The sequence below is a fragment of the Microcystis sp. M44BS1 genome, assembly GCF_020244875.1.
Taxonomy (GTDB): Bacteria; Cyanobacteriota; Cyanobacteriia; order Cyanobacteriales; family Microcystaceae; genus Microcystis; species Microcystis panniformis.
Genome location: NZ_JADBVM010000075.1, coordinates 1 through 2,853, shown reverse-complemented (window position 1 = coordinate 2,853; position 2,853 = coordinate 1). Strand labels below are relative to the sequence as shown.

Below are 2,853 nucleotides of genomic sequence, written 5' to 3'. Positions count from 1 at the left end.
TTTCCCACCATTTTAAATGTGGATCATCCCCAATTTTTCCCCCGTTTAAACCGTTGTGCCGAACGTAATTTACAATTAAAAGCGATCGATGAAAGTAGCGCTCCCCAATGGCTAAAAACAATGCGTAAGCTACCCTTACAGTTAGGTATCTTCGGGGACCTATTGCGATTGTATCTGATTAAACCCATAGATGCAGAAGCCACCAGAGAAATGGTACTTTAATCAGTTATCAGTTATCAGTTATCAGTTATCAGTTATCGGGAGACTCCGAGACTCCGAGACTCCGAGACTCCGAGACAGGAGATAGGAGATTAGTTTTATTTATTCTCCCCACACCCCACACCCCACACCCCACACCCCACACCCCACTTCCCCACTTCCCCCCTTCCCCTCTTCCCCACTTCCCCACTTCCCCACTTCCCCTCACCCCACTTCCCCACTTCCCCACACCCCAGACCCCCACTTCCCCAACTCCTTTAATCTTTGCTGCGATTCTGGGTATCTATAAAGATAGATAAACAGCTAAGGTATATCTATGTCACTGGAAGAAGGATTAAAGTGTCTGCGGCTAAAGGATTACCCAAGGGCTGTAGAATTACTGGAAGAATATTGTCAACAGTCAGCTAATTTTTATTCTCCCTCATATGTTCAAGCTAAAATGGCCCTTGCTCGGGCCTATCGCGGCAATCATCAACGGCAACAAGCGATCGCCTTAGCTCTGGAACTAGAAAATCATCTTGATCAGGAAGTTAGTCAGTGGGCCAAACGATTACTGACAATCTTTGGTGCTGAACAAAAAACCATCGGTATTACCACTAATGGGGTCAAATCTCGATCGCTGCCCAAGGCAGCACGATCTGCACAGGTAAGCGTCCGGTTATCCCGGACTATCCCCGAAAATAGACTTATTTTTGCTAAACTATTGACAATTACGGCTTTTTATGTTATTATCTCTGGTCTGTTTTTTGTCACTACCCGTTTGCTCCTCATCCCTGCGGGGACGGGTGTAATTATTGCCTTGCTCTTGACCGGTTTCTTAGGCGGACTCATCCTTTTTATCGCCCCGAATCTAATTGATTGGACACAAAAACGTCTTTATCGAGTGCGTTGGGTGTCCTTAGCGGAAATTAAACGGGATAGCCCCGAATCGGCGGCAGTAATTGGGCGTATATGCCGAGAAAAAGGGTTAAAACCGCCAAAACTAGGCATTATCGAAGATGGACAGCCCCTCGCTTTTACCTATGGCTCTCGACGGGGTAATGCTAGCTTAGTAGTTAGCAGAGGTTTATTTACCTATCTCGACGATGAGGAACTAGCGACGGTATATGCTCATGAATTAGGCCATATTTGGCAGGGAGACTTTGCCCTGATGACTATCTGTGCTAGTTTCGCTCATTTAAGCTGTTATCTCGATTCTTTTGCCCAAAATCAAGATAATAATTTTCAAGACACAGTTTTTCTAGGCCTTCTCTCACTAATTATCACCATTTTTAGGCAAATTCTTGTTTTTTGCAGTCTTTATCTGTCTCGTACTAGAGAATACTTCGCCGATCATTTTGCTGCCCAAGTTACTGGTAATCCCAATGCTTTGGCCCGTGCTTTAGTAAAAATTGCCTTTGGTTTAGTCCAAGAAAATGCCCAGTCCAGTCCCCTGTCATTAAGTATAAATGTATTAAATATTGCCCAGGAGCAGGATGCGATCATTGCCGGTAACGTTTATGGTATCGCATTGGAGTCTCGCCGGATCGGACAGAGTTTTCTCTGGGATATATATAATCCTTGGGCAAAATGGTTAGAGTTGCAATCTAATCATCCCCTGACTGGTAAAAGGATTGGCGCTTTAGCCAACTATGCCGGACAGATGGATTTAGATATAGAATTTAGTCTGGGGGAAATATTACGGCAAGAAATAGAATTAGATCGCAAGAAACTCTATCAAAACTTTTTTCTGCGACTATGTTTATATTATGCTTGGGGACTAGGCTTTATTATTGGGGTTGTCATTGCTGGGTTTCTTGGTCTGAAATTTAGCTCTTGGGCTGCATTGGGGCTAATTTTAGTCGGTGGGGGTTTGGGTATAATTATCAATCGATTAGCTAGTTATCCTCGTCTCAAAAATGCTAGTTTCAGCGATATTTTTTCTTTAACCGATAATCCTTACAGTCATCCCCTCCCAGCTATCCCCGTCCGACTACGCGGTGAGTTAATTGCTCAAGGAAAGAATTTCTTTCTTAAAGATAGCACCGGCATAATTCCCCTCGCTCCTAACTATCGTTTTGGTTTTTGGCATAAAATCAGGACTACTAACCCCCCCATGGCAGCAATAAATAATACATCAGTACGGATTCTCGGTTGGTTTCGTCGCGATTTATCTCCTCGTCTCGAATGGAGTCAAATAAATCACTCTGGCGGAAATATTCGGGGTTATCCCCGTTTTTGGTCTTTGGTTAGCGGTTTTTGCTTATTAGTCTCCGGTTTAATTATCTCAGTCACATTTTAAGAATGGGAAAAACTGCCACTTCATCCCCTTTCTAGTTTTAGGTACTTGCTGGGATAATAGCCAATTTTTGAGCGGCAATCCCTAAAATTCTCTAGTCTCACACCCCGAAAACTATTAATAAGTAGGGAGGCAAAATTATTTGTAGGATGGGTTAGCAGTAGCGTAACATGAGCGGGCGTTGGGTTTCATGCTTCAACCCAACCTACGTTCATCTTTCCGTCTTTGCTACCCATAGTTTAACTGTACGGGAACGCTCAGACTTTTATGATGCTTTAGGAATGGATGCGATCGCTTTTGACCAAGAAGTAATTCGTCAGACTAATAATACCTCCGCTCGCGCTTTTCCCACCATT

At 43.7% G+C, this 2,853-nt stretch carries 2 protein-coding genes and 2 pseudogenes; 3 read left to right on the top strand and 1 reads right to left on the bottom strand.

What is annotated here, in order from left to right:
* Positions 1-222 (top strand): annotated as a pseudogene (locus IM515_RS04635) (magnesium-protoporphyrin IX monomethyl ester (oxidative) cyclase); the annotation flags it as partial.
* Between the two features lie 28 nt (positions 223-250).
* Here IM515_RS04635 and IM515_RS04630 read toward each other — a convergent pair.
* Positions 251-463: a hypothetical protein gene (locus IM515_RS04630; RefSeq protein ID WP_287697887.1), complete on the bottom strand. Its 213-nt coding sequence runs from the start codon at positions 461-463 to the stop codon at positions 251-253.
* Between the two features lie 72 nt (positions 464-535).
* On the opposite strand from IM515_RS04630, the gene IM515_RS04625 reads away from it, so the two are divergent.
* The gene (locus IM515_RS04625; RefSeq protein ID WP_287628119.1) at positions 536-2,500 is read left to right on the top strand and encodes a M48 family metalloprotease; all 1,965 of its coding nucleotides are present in this window, start codon (positions 536-538) and stop codon (positions 2,498-2,500) included.
* 209 nt (positions 2,501-2,709) lie between these two features.
* Positions 2,710-2,853, top strand: a pseudogene (locus IM515_RS04620) (magnesium-protoporphyrin IX monomethyl ester (oxidative) cyclase); the annotation flags it as partial.

Coding starts and splice junctions, on each gene's coding strand:
- IM515_RS04625 (WP_287628119.1), top strand. CDS start 536: ATGTCACTGGAAGAAGGATTAAAGTGTCTGCGGCTAAAGGATTACCCA.